The sequence below is a fragment of the Bradyrhizobium sp. GW821-FHT13H06 genome (genome assembly GCF_058803975.1).
On sequence record NZ_JBXAPN010000003.1, the window covers coordinates 582,198 to 598,405 of the forward strand.

At 62.4% G+C, this 16,208-nt stretch carries 14 protein-coding genes, 1 tRNA gene and 1 pseudogene; 8 read left to right on the forward strand and 8 right to left on the reverse strand.

The genetic code is table 11. From position 1 onward, the window contains the following. Positions 1-173: 173 nt before the first annotated feature. Positions 174-1,214 carry a GTPase ObgE gene (gene obgE, locus AC1RQP_RS15205; RefSeq protein ID WP_492937545.1) on the reverse strand — a complete coding sequence of 347 codons (1,041 nt, stop codon included), beginning with the start codon at positions 1,212-1,214 and terminating at the stop codon, positions 174-176. A gap of 85 nt (positions 1,215-1,299) precedes the next feature. After that, positions 1,300-1,782, reverse strand: coding sequence for a MaoC family dehydratase (locus AC1RQP_RS15210; RefSeq protein WP_492937546.1), 483 nt, complete (start codon positions 1,780-1,782; stop codon positions 1,300-1,302). 283 nt (positions 1,783-2,065) lie between these two features. On the opposite strand from AC1RQP_RS15210, the gene AC1RQP_RS15215 reads away from it, so the two are divergent. Beyond that, entirely contained in the window at positions 2,066-2,980 is a 915-nt protein-coding gene (locus AC1RQP_RS15215; RefSeq protein WP_239628982.1) for a DMT family transporter, read from the forward strand. Positions 2,981-3,054: 74 nt separating this feature from the next. On the opposite strand, the gene AC1RQP_RS15220 is transcribed toward AC1RQP_RS15215, so the two are convergent. From AC1RQP_RS15220 to rplU, 3 genes are all read right to left on the reverse strand, one after another. Then, entirely contained in the window at positions 3,055-3,648 is a 594-nt protein-coding gene (locus tag AC1RQP_RS15220) for a GNAT family N-acetyltransferase (protein ID WP_492937547.1), read from the reverse strand. A 140-nt stretch (positions 3,649-3,788) separates the two neighbouring features. After that, complete coding sequence (gene rpmA, locus AC1RQP_RS15225; RefSeq protein ID WP_008538809.1) at positions 3,789-4,058, reverse strand: 50S ribosomal protein L27; 270 nt, start codon at positions 4,056-4,058, stop codon at positions 3,789-3,791. 102 nt (positions 4,059-4,160) lie between these two features. Further along, positions 4,161-4,547, reverse strand: coding sequence for a 50S ribosomal protein L21 (gene rplU, locus AC1RQP_RS15230; RefSeq protein ID WP_124163569.1), 387 nt, complete (start codon positions 4,545-4,547; stop codon positions 4,161-4,163). A 331-nt stretch (positions 4,548-4,878) separates the two neighbouring features. Between rplU and AC1RQP_RS15235 the strand changes: the two genes are divergently transcribed. Then, the gene (locus tag AC1RQP_RS15235; RefSeq protein ID WP_239628986.1) at positions 4,879-6,009 is read left to right on the forward strand and encodes an ROK family protein; all 1,131 of its coding nucleotides are present in this window, start codon (positions 4,879-4,881) and stop codon (positions 6,007-6,009) included. Between the two features lie 422 nt (positions 6,010-6,431). Next, positions 6,432-6,521, forward strand: a tRNA-Ser gene (locus AC1RQP_RS15240). 146 nt (positions 6,522-6,667) lie between these two features. On the opposite strand, the pseudogene AC1RQP_RS15245 reads toward AC1RQP_RS15240, so the two are convergent. The 3 genes and pseudogenes from AC1RQP_RS15245 to AC1RQP_RS15255 form a co-directional block, all read right to left on the reverse strand. Continuing rightward, positions 6,668-6,904: pseudogene (locus AC1RQP_RS15245) on the reverse strand (tetratricopeptide repeat protein); the annotation flags it as partial. Between the two features lie 18 nt (positions 6,905-6,922). Next, positions 6,923-9,019, reverse strand: coding sequence for a cytochrome c3 family protein (locus tag AC1RQP_RS15250; RefSeq protein WP_492937549.1), 2,097 nt, complete (start codon positions 9,017-9,019; stop codon positions 6,923-6,925). Positions 9,020-9,159: 140 nt separating this feature from the next. Continuing rightward, positions 9,160-9,384: a hypothetical protein gene (locus AC1RQP_RS15255; protein WP_239619981.1), complete on the reverse strand. Its 225-nt coding sequence runs from the start codon at positions 9,382-9,384 to the stop codon at positions 9,160-9,162. 185 nt (positions 9,385-9,569) lie between these two features. Here AC1RQP_RS15255 and AC1RQP_RS15260 point away from each other — a divergent pair, with 185 nt between their 5' ends. From AC1RQP_RS15260 to AC1RQP_RS15280, 5 genes are all read left to right on the forward strand, one after another. Then, on the forward strand, positions 9,570-12,008 hold the full coding sequence (locus AC1RQP_RS15260) for an arylsulfatase (RefSeq protein WP_492937869.1): 2,439 nt from the start codon (positions 9,570-9,572) through the stop codon (positions 12,006-12,008). A gap of 41 nt (positions 12,009-12,049) precedes the next feature. Next, positions 12,050-12,403 carry a hypothetical protein gene (locus tag AC1RQP_RS15265; protein WP_492937550.1) on the forward strand — a complete coding sequence of 118 codons (354 nt, stop codon included), beginning with the start codon at positions 12,050-12,052 and terminating at the stop codon, positions 12,401-12,403. 152 nt (positions 12,404-12,555) lie between these two features. Next, entirely contained in the window at positions 12,556-13,275 is a 720-nt protein-coding gene (locus AC1RQP_RS15270) for an outer membrane protein (protein WP_492937551.1), read from the forward strand. Positions 13,276-13,348: 73 nt separating this feature from the next. Beyond that, positions 13,349-13,603: a hypothetical protein gene (locus AC1RQP_RS15275; RefSeq protein ID WP_492937552.1), complete on the forward strand. Its 255-nt coding sequence runs from the start codon at positions 13,349-13,351 to the stop codon at positions 13,601-13,603. 56 nt (positions 13,604-13,659) lie between these two features. Next, positions 13,660-16,179 carry an arylsulfatase gene (locus AC1RQP_RS15280; protein WP_492937553.1) on the forward strand — a complete coding sequence of 840 codons (2,520 nt, stop codon included), beginning with the start codon at positions 13,660-13,662 and terminating at the stop codon, positions 16,177-16,179. Positions 16,180-16,208 lie beyond the last annotated feature (29 nt).

The window sequence follows — 16,208 nt, forward strand, 5'->3', positions numbered from 1 at the left end:
ATATAGGAGCCGCGATGACAACCTCTCCCGAAGGGAGAGGTCGATTTGCGCAGCAAATCGGGTTAGGGGTTCAGGTCCCACGAGAGGGCGGAGCCTCTCACCCGGCGCTGCGCGCCGACCTCTCCCTGTGGGAGAGGTGTCAAGTTCGGGGCTGCGTTCTCACAGGGGCCAAATCACGCCGACCACGGCTCCGCCTCGGCCGCGCTCTTCGCCTTCGCGGAGACGGGGCTCTCGCCGATCACGTCGGCAAGCGCGCGCAACGCTTCCTTGACGCCCTGGCCGGTGATGCCGGAGAGAAGCAGCGGCGTCTTCTTCGCCGCGCGTTTGAGGCGGTCCTTCTGCTTCTTGAGCTCGTCCGGCTCGACCGCGTCGATCTTGTTCAGCGCGACGATTTCGATCTTGTCGGCGAGCTGTCCGCCATAGGCGTCGAGCTCCTTGCGCACGGTCTTGTAGGCCTTGCCGGCGTGCTCGCAGGTCGCGTCGACGAGATGCAGCAGCACCCGGCAGCGTTCGACATGGCCGAGGAAGCGGTCGCCGAGGCCGGCGCCTTCATGCGCACCCTCGATCAGACCGGGAATGTCGGCCAGCACGAATTCACGGCCGTCGGCATTCACGACGCCGAGCTGCGGATGCAGCGTGGTGAAGGGATAGTCGGCGATTTTGGGCTTCGCCGCGCTGACCTTGGAGAGGAAGGTCGACTTGCCGGCATTGGGCAGGCCGACGAGTCCGGCATCGGCGATCAGCTTCAGCCGCAGCCAGATCCAGCGCTCCTCGCCGGGCTGGCCGGGATTGGCGTTGCGCGGCGCGCGGTTGGTCGACGACTTGAAATGCGCGTTGCCGAAGCCGCCATTGCCGCCCTCGGCCAGCACGAACTTCTCGCCCACCTTGGTGAAGTCGTGGATCAGCGTCTCGCGATCCTCGTCGAAGATCTGGGTGCCGACCGGTACCTTGAGCACGATGTTCTTGCCGTTGGCGCCGTGGCGGTCCGAGCCCGAGCCGTTCTCGCCCTTCTGGGCCTTGAAGTGCTGCTGGTAGCGGTAGTCGATCAGCGTGTTGAGCCCGTCGGCCACTTCGATGATGACATTGCCGCCGCGGCCGCCATTGCCGCCGGAGGGACCGCCGAATTCGATGAACTTCTCGCGGCGGAACGCCACGCAGCCGTTCCCGCCGTCGCCGGAGCGGATATAGACCTTTGCTTCGTCGAGGAATTTCATGGGCCATAGGTAGGCCAGCCGGTGCCTTGCGGCAACCCGCATTGCCCCGCGGATTGGCCGAATTTCTCCCGAAGTCGCGCCTTGCTTAACCTGCCGGGCGGCGCCGGATCAGGAATTTCTGCATGCCCTCCAGCACCAGCTCCTTGCGCTGGTTGAAGATCGTGCTTCGAAGCGTCACCACGCCGGTCGAGCGGCCCGGCGTGAGCTCGGTGACCTCGAGCGCGGGGTAGATCGTGTCGTCGGCGAACACCGGCTTGAGGAACCGGCTCGATTGCTCGAGGAAGCCGATCAGGGAGTCCTCGACCATGAACGGAAACAGGCCGGCACCGGGCGCGGTGTGGATCAAGGTCTGGAAGCCGTGGGCGAGCAGATGCGGCATGCCGCGGCTGCGGCAATATTCCAGGTCGTAGTGCACCGGATGGGTGTCGCCGCTCGCGGTCTGGAATGCGGCGAACACCGCCGAGGTCTGGGTGCGGCTCGGCAGCACGAAGCGCTCGCCGACGACGAAATCCTCAAACCAGCGTTGCGCGGGGATCATGCGATGCTGGGTGGGATCGAAGTCGGTCATGCGCTGCACCATCGGAACGGACTTCCATCGGAACGGACTTGGAGAATGATCCGTATCGCGCCGCGCGCAGTGCGACAATGCGTTCAATTGATCGAACGCGGACTTGTTTGGTGCCGTGTCGCCATTAAAAGGACCTTCCGACGCTCTATCGATCGCGCTGCTGCCCTGTCCTCCGTCATTGCGAGGAGCGCAGCGACGAAGCAATCCAGGCTGCCGCCGTGGTGACAGCCTGGATTGCTTCGCTTCGCTCGCAATGACGCGTTTCCCGAAGCAAACCCTGTCGATGCCCCTGTTCAAGAACCTTTCCGCCTATGACGACCGCTCGGCGCGGCTGGCCGGCATCGCGCTGATGGTGCTGTCGATCTTCATGTTCTCGTTCGGCGACGCCATGGGCAAGTTTCTGGTCGGCACCTATTCGGTCGGGCAGCTCTTGTTCCTGCGTGCCTGCGCGGCGCTGCTCTTGCTGTCGCCGATGATCTGGACGCAGCGTCGCCAGTTCCTGCATCTGGAGCGGCCGGGCTTGCAGCTGTTCCGTGTCGTGCTGTCGACGCTCGAGGTGGCTGCCTTCTTCCTCGCGACGGTCTATCTGCCGCTTGCCGACGTCATCACCTATTATCTGGCCGGTCCGATCTTCGTCACTGCGATGTCGGCGATCTTCCTGGGGGAAAAGGTCGGCTGGCGGCGCTGGACAGCGATCCTGATCGGCTTCTGCGGCGTGCTGATCGCGCTGCGCCCCTCCGCGCAGACCGTCAGCCTGCCGGCACTGATCGCGCTCGGCGGCAGCCTGTCGTTTGCGACCCTGATGCTGATCACGCGCAGCCTGCGCAAGACGCCCGACATCGTGATGGCGTCCTCGCAATTCATAGGCACGTTTTCGCTGGGTGCCGTGCTGTCGGCGTTCCACTGGGTGCCGCCGACGCCGGGCAGCCTCGTGATCTTCGCGCTGGCCGGATGCATCTCGGTGACCGCGCTGTTCTGCGTCAACCGCTCGCTCAAGCTGGCGCCCGCGAGCGTCGTGGTGCCCTACCAATATTCGATGATCGTCTGGGCCGTGATCTTCGGTTTTGTCGTGTTCGGCGACGTGCCGTCGATCGCAACCCTCGTCGGCGCCGCCATCATCATCGGCGCCGGCTTCTACATCTATCTGCGCGAGCGCGATCTCGGGCGCGCGGGTGCCGACGTGAACCCGCCTGCGTGAACGCGCCTTCGTCGTCCCGGGGCGCGCGAAGCGCGAGCCCGGGACGACAGCGGAGAATGTGGCGCGCTCTTGCCCTACCTCATGCGTCGCGCGCTGCTCCAGCTCTTCAGCGACGCCCAGACCCCGCGTGACAGGCGGAAGCAGTCGACGGGCGTCGAGGAGCCCAGCGCCAGGAAGCGGTGCAGCTGCACGCCGCTCCACTGGAAGCCGCACTTCTCCAGCACGTTGCGCGAGGCCGGATTGGTGACGCGCGCACCGGCATGGAGATGCTCGTCCTCGAACTCCTCGAAGAAGAAGTCGATCGCGCCGCGCGCGGCTTCGGTCGCATAACCCCGGCCCCAGTGCTCGACGCCGAGCCAGTAGCCGAGCTCGGCGTTGCCGGGCGTGGAGCAGTCGATACCGACCATGCCGACCGGCTCGGTGTCGTGCTCGATCAGGAACACGGTCTCGCTGCCGAGCGCGGCCGTGGCGCGGATGAATGCGACGGCGTCGTCCTGCGAATAGGGGTGCGGAAGGCGGCGGGTGTTCTCGGCGACACGGCGGTCATTGGCGAGCCGGGCGATCGTCCTGACGTCGGCGAGGGTCGGCCGCCGCAAGGTCAGCCGCTCGGTGGCGACGACGCTGGGTCTCGCCTCCTGCAAGGTCACGCTCGAGAAATCCTGCAACATGTCCGGCTCCGTGAAAGTCACTAATTCGAAGTGAGCAAGTCAAAGAAAAGGGGAGGCCGGTTTCCCGCCTCCCCTGGAGCCTGCTTGTGGACTCCGCCGGTTCAGTCAGGACCCGGCGGACTCCAAATTTGATCCACCGTCTATTCAGCCGCCTCGGCGATCGGGAGTACCGATACGAAGGTGCGGCCGTTGGCTTTAGCCTGGAACGCAACGCGGCCCTCGATCTTGGCGAACAGAGTGTGGTCCGTGCCCATGCCGACATTAAGGCCGGGGTGCCAGGTCGTGCCGCGCTGACGCGCAATGATGTTGCCGGGAGTGACGATCTCCCCGCCGAACGCCTTGATACCGAGGCGCTTGCCTTTGGAATCGCGTCCGTTACGCGATGAACCGCCTGCTTTTTTGTGAGCCATGGCTCGTCTCCGAAATCCTGCGTATGTCTAGGTCAATTCCTTGACGGAATCATTTCAAAAGGTCTCACGCATCAATTCGTGAACTGGCGTGATCGGTTCTCGTTACTCGGCGGCTTCGGCTGCCGGCTCCTTGGCCACCTTCTCCCGCTTCGGGCGCGGGCCCTTGGTGGGCTTGGCGCCATCCGTCAGGATCTCGCTGACGCGCAGCACGGTGATCTCGTCGCGGTAGCCGCGCTTGCGGCGCGAATTCTTGCGGCGGCGCTTCTTGAACGCGATGACCTTGGGGCCGCGCTTGTGGTCGAGCACCTCGACCGCAACGGACGCACCTGCCACCGTCGGGACGCCCAGCACCGGCGTGTCGCCGCCGACCACCAGAACTTCATTCAATTGCACGATCGAGCCGACTTCGCCTTCGATCTTGCCTACTTCCAGGACATCATCCGGCACGACGCGGTATTGCTTGCCGCCGGTTTTGATGACTGCGAACATCGTTTTTTTCCTTCGTGTTCAATCCCGGCCTCGCGACGGATATCGTCGGGGCCGGCTTTTTGTCAGTCGCTAAGGGTTTATGCGCGTTTGTGCGGGCGGGACTTACCCCTTTGAAAACCCACGCAAACGCAAGCGGCGCGAGAAACGCCCCGCGCCGGCTGTGGGACTTATAGCCGCTGGACGCCGCGAGTCAAGGAAAACCGCGGGAAAAGGCCCGAGATCTGAAGGATTTGGAGCGTTTGCGAGGGGTCGAGGGGAATCTCGGCCCGGGCTGCAACCATCGGGTTCCCTCGCCGTTGTCCTCGCAAATCTCTCGCGGGCAAGGGCTATCATGGCAACGGACGAACTGGTCAAGACAACGGGCATCGCCCAGCACGGCGCCGAGCGGCTGCCGTCGGTGGATGTCGACAGCTTCAACATCGAGATCAAGGACGAGGACGGCTTTCTCGGCGACCGCGCCAGCAAGGGCGCGTTCCGGGATATCCTCGATCGCTGGCGCAAGCCGCTGCGCAAGACGGGGGAGGACCCGTTCGGCAAGGTGCCGACGGAGGAGATCAACAAGAAGACGCTGGACGCCATCCTGGTCGGCGACGACACCGAGGCCTCGGCCGTGGTGCACAGCGCGATCGAGGATTTCGCCCAGGAGCTCGCCTATGTCACGCGCCGCTTCCTCAAGACCAAGGCCTGGGCCAAGACCGAGCGCATCGTCGTCGGCGGCGGCTTTCGCGATTCCCGGCTCGGCGAGCTCGTGATCGCCCGCGCCGAGATCATCCTGAAGTCGGAGGACCTCAAGATCGACCTGCAGCCGATCCGCCATCATCCCGACGAAGCCGGCCTGATCGGCGCGCTGCATCTGGCGCCATCCTGGATCTTCGAGGCCCATGACAGCATTCTTGCCGTCGACATCGGCGGCACCAACATCCGCTGCGGCCTGGTGGAAACCAGCTGGAAGAAGGCCAAGGATCTGTCGAAGGCCAGGGTGGTGCATTCCGAACTGTGGCGTCATGCCGATGACGAACCGACGCGCGAAGGCGCGGTGAAGCGGCTCACCAAGATGCTGAAGGGGCTGATCACGGAAGCCGAGAACGAAGGCTACAAGCTCGCGCCTTTCATCGGCATCGCCTGCCCCGGCGTGATCAACGCGGACGGCTCGATCGAGAAGGGCGCGCAGAACCTGCCGGGCAATTGGGAGAGCAGCAAGTTCAACCTGCCGGCGAGCCTCATCGAGGCGATCCCCGTCATCGGCGAGCACGACACGGCGATCCTGATGCACAATGACGGCGTCGTTCAGGGCCTGTCGGAAGTGCCGTTCATGCAGGATGTCGGGCGCTGGGGCGTGCTCACCATCGGCACCGGGCTCGGCAATGCGCGCTTCACCAACCGCCGCAAGGAGAACGGTAACGGCAAGGACCGCGATTCCACGGAGAACGGGAAGAAAAAGAGCAAGTCAGACAAGGAGTAACCTTGACCGGTTAGGTTAAGGGGCGGATTGCGTTGCGCCATGCGGGCTACACGCTACGGTCGAAATCGCCGCTTTCACTCGGCCGGCGAAGCCGCCCTTCCTGGCCAGTATTTCAATGAGCGGCACGGGACCGCCAGTGTTTACCGCGTCTGGCGGTCCCACCCCCCTTCTGCTTTCCCTTTGAGCCGTGATTCGCCCCTGCGTCCGCGGCCTCGGCCCCCGCGCCGGGCGAGGCGAAAACTCCGCCCCGAAACGCTCAAACGCGCGCCAAAATCCGCAATCGGCGCCGCCAGCACCGCGACCGTCGCAGGGTTCGGCGGAAAACCGTCCCGATTTTCGTCTCCCGCGCCTTGTCTGGCCCGCCATCCTCGCCTATTAACGCCCCCAACCACAGGGGCCGCAGCCCCTCAATGGCGCCTTCAGGAGAGGTGGCAGAGTGGTTGAATGCACCGCACTCGAAATGCGGCATAGGTGCAAGCCTATCGGGGGTTCGAATCCCTCCCTCTCCGCCATATTAGAACGGCCTCGAGAAAGCCCCGTAAAACAGAGACTTTTGCATACCCGGCGGGGTCCTGGTGGAGCCCTTGAGTGTAGCCCCAAGAAACCCACTATTTCGCACATGCGGTTGCTGCTGGCAGGATTCCGCACGCTTCGGAAGCTATCGTCGGGCTGGATTGGCCCCTTGCCTAAGCTCGTAAATCAGTTTTGTGAGGTTGGGGTCGTCCGGCCCGATGGCGGCGAGGCGCTGTGCATAGGTTAGCGCGGCTTCCGTATCGCCATTCGTTCGGCTGAACGCAATGAGCGCGGACAGGATGCTGCGATCGTTGGGATGGCTTGCCAGGGCTTGCTTCAGGACCGTCACAGCTTCGTCAGCATGGCCACTTGAATGGAGTGCGACCGCGTAGACATAGGCTTATTGCGGACTGTCCGGCTCCAGTTCGATTGCTTTCTGGAATTCGAGGATGGCTTCGTCCGGTCGCTTCAGCCGTGTCAATGTTAGCCCGAGCGCATGGCGGAGCGCGGCGTCGCGTGGCGATGTCGCGATCACTGTACGCAACGCATCTTCACCGTCCTTATCCCTGCCGAGCTGCCGATAGAGATCGGCGAGGTTGACGGCAGCGACCGTGTATTGCGGGCTCAGCCGCAACGCCGCCTTGTATTCCGACTCGGATTCGGCCGACTGTCCGCGCTGGGCCAGGAAGTTTGCAAGCGTCGTCCGCGCCTCGGGCCTTTCCGCGTTGGCGCGTTGCGCATCGACGAATTCCGCTGCCGCCTGATCGAAGCGCGCGCGATCCGCCTGGGGCTGTCTCGCGGCCGGGATGGCGGCGAGCAGCGAGGCCGTTCTGATCCGGACGCCGCGCACGGGATCGGCCAGCAGAGGGGATGCCAGCGGCCAAATCTGGGCGGCCGGGAGGTTTGCCAGCATGTCGAGGGCTCCGATCCGAACCATCGGGTCGGAATCGGACAGCCCGCTTCGCGCAGCATTGATGTTCGCCGGCGAAACGCGTGAGGCGAGTTCGCTGAGTGCGCTGGCGCGTGCGACGGCTGGTGCATTCTTGCCCGCGGCGATGATGCCGAGAAGGGCGGCGGCATCGACCTGGTCGGTCCGTGCTGCGCGGAAGGCGGGCCCAAAGGTCTGAAAACCCTTTCTGCCGGGACCGAACCACCGTTCGACGGCAGCGGCCGTCCACTCTGCGGGTTTGTCGCGGTGGCAATCGTTGCAGGCGTTCGGCGTACCCAATGTGAGGGAAAGATCGGGGCGCGGGACACGGAAGGTGTGGTCATGGCGGGGGTCGACGACCATGTAGGTGCGCGTCTGCATGTGGCACGAGGTGCAGGTTGGCTGCGGCTTGACGCTGCCGTGGTGATGATGCTCGACGTTGGCGTATTTCTCCGGCGCATGGCATTGCAGGCAGACGCCTTCGCCGGATGCTCGAAGCTTCGCGCTGTGCGGCTCGTGGCAGTCGCTGCAGGTGACGCCGGCGGCAAACATCTTGCCTTGCTTGAATGGCGTATAGTTATACGGCTCTTCCTCGTCACGGATCTGGCCATCGGAATGATAGGTCGTGCGCGCGAGCGGCTCGACCACGTGCGTCTGAGACAACCACTGTCCTGGCAGCCAGTCCTCGTGGAAGGAGGCCCGCCGCGCATGGCACAACCCGCAGGTCTCGACCTCCTTGCGAAGCGTGGCAGGCGCGACGCTGCGCCTGCCGATCCCTGTTTGCGGATCGATCGGCCAGGTGACGCCTTGGCGCTCGTCGAGCAGCGTGAGCAGCCCCTTGCTTGGGTCCTCGCGCTTGCCGAAGGGCCACCAGCTTTGTTGCTCGCGCGCCCAGGCGGCATGACGCGAACCCTGGCCGTGACAGGCTTCGCAGCCGACGCTGATCTCTGACCAGCCAGTCGCGAAGCGGTCTGTCTTGGCGTCGTAGTTCTTGCGTACGCCCGTGGAGTGGCACTCCGCGCACATGAAGTTCCAATTCTGGTTCAGCCCGGTCCAGTGCAGGACATCGTCGTGCTTGATCTGCTCATTGGGATAGATGTGAAACCAGCGCTGGCCGCCTTTGTCTTGCGGGCGACTGTCCCAGGCAATCGAAAGCGCCTGAATGCGGCCGTCGGAGAACTCCACCAGGTATTGTTGCAACGGCTCTACGCCGAAGGTGTATTTCACCTCGTAGACGGCGAGCTGACCATCCGGTCCGTCGGTCTCGACCAGAAACTTGCTGTCCTTGCGGAAGAAGCGGGAGTACACGCCATAATGGTCGAAGCCGGCGTCGTTGAAGTTGCCAAGCACAGTCTTCTCGGTGGCGTGCTGCATCGCAACCTTGTGCTGCGAGGCGTTCCAGAGCTTGGCTTCGGTACGATGACAGCCGGCGCAAACTTCGCTACCGACGAAGCTTGCGCCTGAATCGTCTTGCGAGTCCGAAACTGCCCCTCTGCTGCCGAGAAACCACAGGGCAAGTCCCAAAGCGGAGACCAAAACCAGTACGAACCCGAAAGCCGTCCGGGCCATTCGCATCGCGCGCAGAACGGCTCCTGATCCTGTTGACGTCGGTGCTTCGGCGACAGCCGGCTCTTCCCCGATGGGATCCTTTCGCAATCCCGATTTGGTGGAGGATCTCCGTCGCTTGCGTGCCAACGACACCCCCAGCGTTAGGACCGCGATGGTGCGATCGCGACTGTGCCGAGTTGCTGGCGCGGAGCCTTCTCGTCGCATATGCAATCGTCAGAGCTCTGGGGCAGGTCCAGCCCCATCGCCCTGTCGGTTGCCACCGTCGCCTTGCATGCCGCTACGACATTGAACTCGGGCACGCGGCCGCTGACGGGGATCACAAGTTGGCTTCCGGGCAGTGCCATCGAAAACAGCGCGACCTTCATACTGAAGCTCCCTGCGAACTGCCCCTCGTCGAATGAACCACCTGACTTCAGCGCCGCAACAAGTTGAGTCTTTCCGTCGGGACAACGTTGACCTGGATCAAAGGGGGGCCTGGTCCTGCTGACAGGCTCGCAGTTTGCCGTGCGTACCATCCCACCGGGAGTTCGCCATGAGATCCATTTGCAGTATGTTCGTGGGTGCATGTTTTCTCGCCCTGAATTGCGTTTCGGCATCGGCTCAGCAGATCACCGGCACGCTTGGTTCGCCCGGCGCCACCGCCACAATTGACGGAAAGCAAATTCCGCCACCTGATCCGAAGTTCGGCGGCGTAATCAACGAAAAGGCGTCGGAGTCGAAGCCGTGGTGGGCCCCGCGTGTCGTGCCGCCGAAAGGCGCGCCCAACGTGCTGCTCATCATGACGGATGATCAGGGCTTCGGTGCGCCGAGCACATTCGGCGGCGTGATACCCACGCCTGCGATGGATCGCATCGCGAAAGCTGGGCTACGCTTCACGAATTTCCACTCAACATCGTTGTGTTCACCGACGCGGGCGGCGCTGATCACAGGGCGCAACCATCACTCGGTCGGCTTCGGAGTCGTCGGCGAAGTAGCTACTGGTTTCCCGGGTTACAACTCGATCATTCCGATCGAGAAAGGAACGATCGGCACGGTCCTGAAGGCGAATGGATATGCAACGTCGTGGTTCGGCAAGGACCACAACACGCCATCGTACCAGTCGAGCCAAGCCGGGCCGTTCAATCAATGGCCGACCGGAATGGGTTTCGACTATTTCTATGGCTTCGTCGGTGGCGACGCCAGCCAGTGGCAGCCGAACCTGTTCCGCAACACGACGGCCATCTATCCTTTCGAGGGCAATCCGAAGTGGAATTTGGAAACGGCGATGGCGGACGATGCCATCCAGCACATGAAGCAGCTCAAGGCGCTCGCGCCCGACCAGCCGTTCTTCGTCTATTACGTGCCGGGTGCGACCCACGCGCCGCATCATCCGACGCCGGAGTGGATAAAGAAGATCAGCGACATGCACTTGTTCGATGACGGATGGAACAAGGTGCGTGAAACCATCTTCGCCAACCAGAAGCGATTGGGCATCATGCCCGAAAACGCCAAGCTGACGCCGTGGCCGAAAGAATTGCCGCAGTGGGATTCTCTCAGTTTCGAGGAGAGGAAGCTCTTCATCAAGCAAGCGGACGTCTATGGCGCATATCTCGCCTATGCCGACAACGAAATCGGCCGGGTCATCCAGGCCGTCGAGGATCTCGGCGAACTCAACAACACCATGATCATCTATATCGGGGGCGACAATGGCGCGAGTGCCGAAGGCATGATCAACGGCACGCCGAATGAATTCACCACGTTCAACGGCGTCGCGGTACCGGTCAAGGACCAGCTTCTCTGGTACGAGTTCTGGGGATCGGACAAGACATTCCCGCACTTTGCGGCGCCGTGGGCGTGGGCGATGGGCACTCCGTTCAAGTGGGTAAAGCAGGTGCCGTCGCATTTCGGCGGCACGGCGCAGGGCATGGTCATGTCCTGGCCCGGCCACATCAACGATCCGGGCGGCATCCGCAGCCAGTTTCACCACGTCATAGACATCGTGCCGACGATCCTCGAGGCCACGGGCATTCCGCAACCAGACATGATCAACGGCATCAAGCAAATCCCCGTCGAGGGGGTCAGCATGAAGTACACTTGGGACAAGGCGAATGCGAAGGCGCCGAGTCAACATACGACGCAGTACTTCGAGATGCTCGGCAATCGCGCGATCTACCAGGACGGATGGGTGGCGGCCACGACACCGGCGACACTTCCCTGGGCGCTCAGCTCGGCCGTGCCTCCGGATGTCATCACCGGCTACAAGTGGGAACTTTACAACGTCCAGGAGGACCCGACCCAGTTCGACGATCTCGCCGCCAAGATGCCGGACAAGCTCAAGCAGATGCAGGACCTGTTTTACTCCGAGGCAAAGAAGTACAACGTGCTGCCTCTCGACAATTCCACCCTCGCCAGGTGGAATGCGCCGCGCCCAAACCTCACGGCGGGACGAACGGTCTTCTCCTACAGGGGTGAGCTGTCGGGCGTTCCGGCCAGTGCAGCTCCAAGCATCCTGGGCAAGTCCTACGCCATCACTGCTGAGGTCACGATCCCGGACGGCGGCGCCGAAGGCATGATCGTTACCGAAGGCGGGCGCTTCGGCGGCTATGGCCTGTTCGTGAGCAAGGGCGAAGCCGGCGTTGGCCGCGGCAAGGTGGTGTTTCTCTACAACCTGCTCGACCTCAAGCGAACCATGTGGGAAGGGCCGGAGTTGAGCGCCGGCAAGCACACCATCATCTTTGACTTCAAGTCCGATGGTCCGGGTCTGGGCAAGGGCGGTACCGGCGTGTTGTCCGTGGACGGAAAGGAAGTGGCAAGACAATCCATGAAGAACACCATTCCCGTCACCTTCCCCGAGGATGAAACCTTCGATGTCGGCCTGGATACCCGCTCCGGGGTCGCGATGGTCGAATACCGCTACGACCCGCCGTTCAAGTTCACCGGCGAGATCGACAAGCTGACCTTCAAGCTTGAACCTTTCACGCCGGAGCAAGAGGCAAGCGCAAAGCCATAGCGGCACCGGTGGTTGGTTGCTTCGCAACAGCAGGCGGAACGATGAAGAATGCTCTGACGTTCGCCGCTGTTGCCGAAGCTGCCACCGGGTTGGCTCTGCTCGTTGCCCCTGCGCTGGTCGGCCAGCTGTTGCTGGGTGAGCGGCTGACAGGCATCGCAGTACCGGTCGCGCGCGTCGTCGGGATTGCCTTGATTGCTCTCGGCATCGCATGCTGGCCGGGGCCGCCGCTTGTCGGGATGTTGAGCTACAGCGCGTTGGTCACGCTCTATCTCGGCTACGTCGGCTTCGCGGATGGATTAGTCGGCGTGTTGCTGTGGCCGGCGGTCACGCTTCATTTGCTGCTGACCTTGTTGCTTGCTCGCGAAGCTGCTCTGCTCGGTCTTTCCGGTCGGTAAGCACCCCTTACGAATGTGTACCGCATTTGGCGCGCCATCGAGCCAATTGTCTTTGGGGCCTGCGGTGATCTTCTTCGACTTGATGCAGATCAAGGTTCGCACCGCGACCCGGACCCAGCCTTTCGATACAAATTATTCAAAGGGGATACGCCATGGATTTCAGCATCAGACATTTGGGGGCAGCCGCGTTGATGCTCTCGACCGCCGCGGTTTCGGCAAATGCGGCCGACATGCCGACCAAAGCCTACGTTCCGGCGCCTGCCGTCGCGCAAGTCTACAATTGGACCGGTCTTTATGTGGGGGTGAACGGCGGATACGGCTGGGGCTCGCAGGATCCCTTGACGCTCGTTTCCAACAGGTTCGATCGCACAAGCTTCAATATCAGCGGCGGAATGTTCGGCGGCACGATGGGCGCGCAAATTCAGCAGGGCATCGTCGTGCTGGGCGTCGAAGGTGATCTTGATTGGGCAAACATCAAGGGCAATGGCGTCTCCACTCCGACCATCGCAGGCGTTCCCCAAGCCATCACGCTCAACATCGCATCAAAAATCAGCGCCGTAGGAACAGCAAGGCTGCGCGCAGGCGTCGCCATGAACAACTGGCTGTTCTACGCCACCGGCGGCGCGGCGTTCGTCAAATCCAGCGCCGACGGCACCTCGATCGCCGGCTCTGCATGCGGAACGGCCGGCGTGCTCACGAACTGTTCTGCTTCGGCGTGGCGGCCGGGACTGGCGGTCGGTCTCGGTGCCGAGTGGGCGTTCACTCAAAACTGGTCCGCGAAACTCGAATATCTCTACATCGCCACTGTCGGAAGCGGTGCCAATACGGACCATCTGAATACGGTTCGTACCGGCATCAATTACAAATTCTAGCATGCGAACCGGTATCGACGAATTCGTCTGACCGCGAATGCGCATTCTCTTTGGATATCGAACGGAGCACGTCATGATGAAGCGATCAATCGTATTCTCGGGTCTACTGATGGTTGGATTGGCGTCTGGTTTCGTAGCCGCAGGCACGGAACCGGCCAGTGCCGTGGTGTACTGTCAGTATGTCGAATATCCCGTCGGCTGCGTTGCAAGGGCCGGTGTCGTGCTTCGGCCGCGACCGGTCGCGCGCGCCGTGGCGACTCCCGGCGTTGGAGTCGCGGGCACGCCCATGAACCGCGGTGGTCCCGTCAACCGAGCGGGCAGGCGCTGAGGCGACCAACATCGGCGCGGCATTGGATCGTGTTCGATTGTACCGGGAGAGCAATCATGAAACTGTATCGATCAGTTCTCGCTGCTGCGGGCGTATGGAGCCTGTCGTTGCTGGTGCCCCTTCCGGCAGCCGGCCAGCAGGTCAATGGTACTCTCGGTGCGCCCGGTGCAACCTCGACGATCGACGGCAAGCAACTGCCGCCGCCAGACGCGAAATTCGGCGGCGTCATCAAGGATGGAGCGCTGCAGTCGACGCCCTGGTGGGCGCCGCGCATCGTGCCGCCGAAGGGCGCGCCCAACGTACTGTTGATCATTACCGATGACGCCGGCTTTGGCGTGCCCAGTACGTTCGGAGGTGTCATACCGACCCCGACCATGGATCGCATCGCCAACAGCGGCCTTCGGTACAACCGGGTCTTTTCCACCGCGCTGTGTTCTCCGACACGCGCAGCGCTGATCACGGGACGCAACCATCACTCGGTCGGGTTCGGTGTGATCTCGGAGCAGTCGACCGGCTTTCCCGGCTACAACAGCATCATCTCCAAAGACAAGTCCACGATCGGGCGCATGTTGCTCGACAACGGTTACTCGACGTCGTGGTTCGGCAAGGATCACAACACGCCGGCCTTCGCAGCCAGCCAGGTTGGTCCGTTCGATCAGTGGCCGACCGGCATGGGATTTGAATACTTTTACGGCTTCGTTGGCGGCGATGCTAACCAGTGGGAGCCGAATCTCTTCCGCAACACGACGCAGATCTACCCGTTCCTGGGCAAGGAGTCGGGGACCTGGAATCTGGTTACCGCGATGGCGGACGATGCCATTGACTGGATGACGCGGGTCCATCAGACCGATCCGTCGAAGCCGGTCTTCATCAAATACGCGCCCGGTGCCACGCACGCGCCGCATCATCCGACCAAGGAATGGGTCGACAAGATCAGCAAGCTGCATCTGTTCGACGAAGGCTGGAATAAGGTGCGCGATCGGATCTTCGAGAACCAAAAGCAGCTGGGCGTGATTCCGAAGGAGACCAAACTGTCACCCTGGCCAAAGGATATCCTGAAGGAGTGGGACCAGCTGACAGCCGACGAAAAGAAGCTCTATATTCGTCAGGCGGAGGTATTCGCCGCCTATGAGGCCTACAGCGACCACGAGATCGGGCGCGTCATTCAGGCTTTTGAGGATCTTGGCAGGCTCGACAACACTCTGATCATCTACATCAATGGCGACAACGGCACGAGTGCCGAAGGCGGCCCGATCGGTACGCCCAACGAGGTGGCCTTCTTCAACGGCGTGCCGGTGCCCGTCGATGTCCAATTGGCCAAGTATTACGACGTGTGGGGTACCGAACACACCTACAACCACATGTCGGCCGGCTGGTCGTGGGCTTTCGATGCGCCGTTCTCCTGGTTCAAGCAGAACGCCTCGCAACTCGGCGGCACCAACCAGAACATGGTTGTGTCATGGCCGGCTCGCATCAAGGACAAGGGCGGGCTGCGCGAACAGTTCGTTCACGTGATCGACGTGGTGCCAACGATCCTCGAGGCCGCGGGCATCCGCGCTCCCGAGATCGTCGACGGCATCAAGCAGGCGCCGATCGAGGGCACGAGCTTCGCCTACACGTTCGAGGCGGCGAACGCGAAGGCCGCGTCGCGGCACAAGACGCAGTACTTCGAGATGATGGGCCAGTGGGCCCTGTATGACGACGGGTGGTTCCTGAGCACCAAGGTCAATCGCGCGCCTTGGGAGGCTTTCGGCCCCGCCAATTCCGACCCGCTGAACAACCAGACACTTCAGCTGTTCAACTTGAGCCAGGACTTCAGCCAGACCGAGGATCTTGCCGCGAAGAATCCGCAGAAGGTCAAGGAGATGAAGCAGAAATTCATCGCCGAGGCCAAGAAGTATCAGGTCTTCCCAATGGACGCCTCGGTCGCCGCGCGAATCGTCGCGCCGCGCCCGAACATTACGGCCGGTCGTTCCGAGTTCGTCTACACCCGGCCGATGACGGGATTGCCGCAAGGCGACTCGCCGCTGCTGCTTAACACCTCTTATGCGATCATCGCCGACATCGACGTTCCGACCGGTGGGGCGGAGGGCATGATCCTGACGTCGGGAGGACGCTTTTCCGGCTACGGCTTCTATCTCCTGCAAGGCAAGCCGGTGTTTCTTTGGAACATGATCGATCTCGAACGTATCAAGTGGGCGGGGGCTGAGGCGCTTCCGCCCGGACGGCATACGGTCGAATTCGACTTCAAGTACGAAGGTACTGGCGTCGGAACGCTTGCGTACAACAACTTCAGCGGCCTCGCCCAACCCGGCACCGGTACGCTCAAGGTCGACGGCAAGGAAGTCGATTCGAAGCGCATGCCGAAGACGCTGCCGATGATCCTGCAATGGGACGAGAGCTTCGATATCGGCTCGGATACGCTGACCGGCGTGAACGATGCCGACTACAAGCCGCCTTTCCCGCTGACCGCCAAGCTCAACAAGTTGACGATCAAGGTCGACCGTCCACAACTGTCACCTGCAGACATCAAGAAACTCGAGGCAGCAATGACTGAGAAAGCCAAGGCGGACTGATTTGGCCGCATCATGAGGGACGTGCTCCG